This window comes from Okeania sp. SIO2F4, assembly GCF_010672385.1.
In the GTDB taxonomy this organism is placed as follows: Bacteria; Cyanobacteriota; Cyanobacteriia; order Cyanobacteriales; family Microcoleaceae; genus Trichodesmium.
In genome coordinates this window covers 1-2,372 of the sequence record NZ_JAAHGT010001204.1, presented here as the reverse complement: position 1 = coordinate 2,372, position 2,372 = coordinate 1, and the positions used below count along the sequence as shown (strand labels likewise).

Annotated in this window: 1 protein-coding gene; it reads right to left on the bottom strand. The window is 36.6% G+C overall.

Going from position 1 to position 2,372, the window contains the following annotated elements; all coding sequences use genetic code 11:
* Nucleotides 1-578: 578 nt before the first annotated feature.
* Nucleotides 579-1,817 (bottom strand): histidine kinase, encoded by a 1,239-nt coding sequence (locus tag F6K22_RS38895; protein ID WP_293110294.1) that lies wholly within the window; start codon nucleotides 1,815-1,817, stop codon nucleotides 579-581.
* Nucleotides 1,818-2,372: the final 555 nt, after the last annotated feature.

Genomic DNA, 2,372 nt, shown 5'->3' with positions numbered 1-2,372 from the left:
TCAAAAAAAACGGCGCGTCAAAGGATTTTCACTTCCATCCTCACAATTTTTGTGATATCATAAATATTAAGTGGTGTTCTTTGCCTATAAGTATGACTTTTTATTCAACCATTTTTCCTTACTCCCGGATGATTGAGTATTCAGGCATTTTCCCTACAAACAACGCCACAAAGATTGTCATTTTATCTAGCTCCCATAAATATTTGTTTTCCCCTATCAAATCTTTCCATTTATCCTCAACAGAAAACCACCAACATTTTCATTTTAAGAAGCTCCTGAAAAAATCGGCGCGTCAAAGGATTTTTACTTCCATCCTGACAATTTTTGTGATAAGCTAGAGATTAGGTGCGGTAGTTCGCCTATGTACATGACTTTTTATTCAACTAAAAAAAGTGTAGTTTTGATCGCAAATGTTGTAGAAAGGAAAATCAACCTAAAAGATACGCTTAGGGATTCTATAGCAAAGAAGAATTGATTAAGAAATAGACTGATGATGAACCTTAGACTAGGAAATGTTTTTCCAACTGTTCCCTATTCCCTACTCCCTACTCCCTACTCCCTACTCCCTACTCCCTCTTTTATCTATAAATAGGCAGAGTAAAATGAAAACAACTACCATTACTAGGACTAGAATCTACCCAAATTTTACCATAGTGAGATAAAATAATTCGGCGACACAAAGCCAAACCAATACCATAACCCTCCTTTGACTCATCACGTTTTAGTCGGAAAGAATCTTCAAAAATCCGATCGCGATTTTCCTTCGGAATACCAGGTCCACTATCACAAACCGTCACCTGCACCTTTTGAGTTGTGCGATCGAGGATAATAATCTGAATCTCACCCTCTTTCGGAGTATACTTAATCGCATTATCAAGCAAATTAACAACTACCTGACGTATCCTTTCTCGGTCAGCATAAACCAACGGTAAATCATTAGGAATATCTGTTTTTAACTGCAATTTTTTTAACTTCAGTCGGTCTCGAAACTGCATTTTCACCTCAGAACATAATGCTCCCACATCTAATTTTTCAGGTTGAATTTGGAACTTGGCACTTTTCCCTCTTGGTCTCTCTAGAATATCCGTAATCATTCTGTCGATCGCGCGCACTTGGTAACGCGCTTGCCTAATCAACCGTTCTACAAGAGTTGGAGAACCTTTAACAAACTCACTCTTCACCGTTTTTTGAGTTGACTCTAAAGTTTCTAGAGCTAATGAAACTGCCGTCAGAGGGTTTCGTAAGTCGTGAGCTAACATAGCAATGATGCGGTCTTTAAATTTTAGTTGAGCTTGCAATTGTTCTTTTTCCCGCTTGAGGCGAAAAATTTCGTCTGACATTTGCATTAACTCAGCAGCACAATTAATCGAACTAACAGATAATTTTTCACTAATAGCTTGTTGTGATTCACATTGGGAATTATCATCACACCTAGATTCTGCTAAAGAACGTTGCCAACGAGGCCACCAATATTCCAACTTCGCCACTAAATTTGTACCAGTAAGAGTTTGCCTAGGTTCAGGATGAATTTTTAGTAGAGCAGGAGTAGCAATTAACTTGAAATGTTCCGCCATGTAGGGTTGTTCTCCTACATCAATAACATTAAATTCAAATGGGTAATCTGTTTTTAAATTACTTAGGGACTTACGAATAGCTTGAATTTGTTCTTGAGAACCAGGACGTTTATTAATAAACAATAAAAGTTGTAAGAATCCGTCGTTATTAGATTTTTCTGAAGACACCTTTACGAAATCTCTAGGTAAGTGAGATGGACTATTAGTATCTTGTTGTCGCAGAGGAAGAGAATAATTAACCATCTAGAACTTTCCATATATATTCCCGCCTACCTAGATATTGGGCCTGACTGGACAAGCAGGGCGGGGTTTACCACTTACCATTCACAAATTAGTTTTAAAATTATCGGCCATTATAGCGCTACGCGCAAGTCAAAAGTCAAAAGTCAAAAGTCAAAAGTAATCCCTGACCGAGTTTGAGCATTTATAAATGTCCTAACCTTTGCTTCAACTGCTATAACAAAAAGTTTGTTTCTGAGATAATTTAATCTCTATTTTATATTCTGACACTAATACTGTAAATTCAGTTTCTTAACTGTATTGAGATTATCCAATAGTCACTTGACATAATTTATATTTTATAGTAATAGAAAAAATAATCCTGGCAACGTGGTTATGATGGCTCAAGTAAGATATAAATTTCTGGTAAGTGTTATACTGCAAGCTTTAAATTTAGGTGGGTGATGTTGGTTAGCAGGCAAAAAAATCAGTTCCTCAAGATGCTGTTCGTGGTAGCGATCGCCTTTTTTATAGTTTGTCTATTATTTAACCTGCATCGTTATTATAGTTTTTACGCCA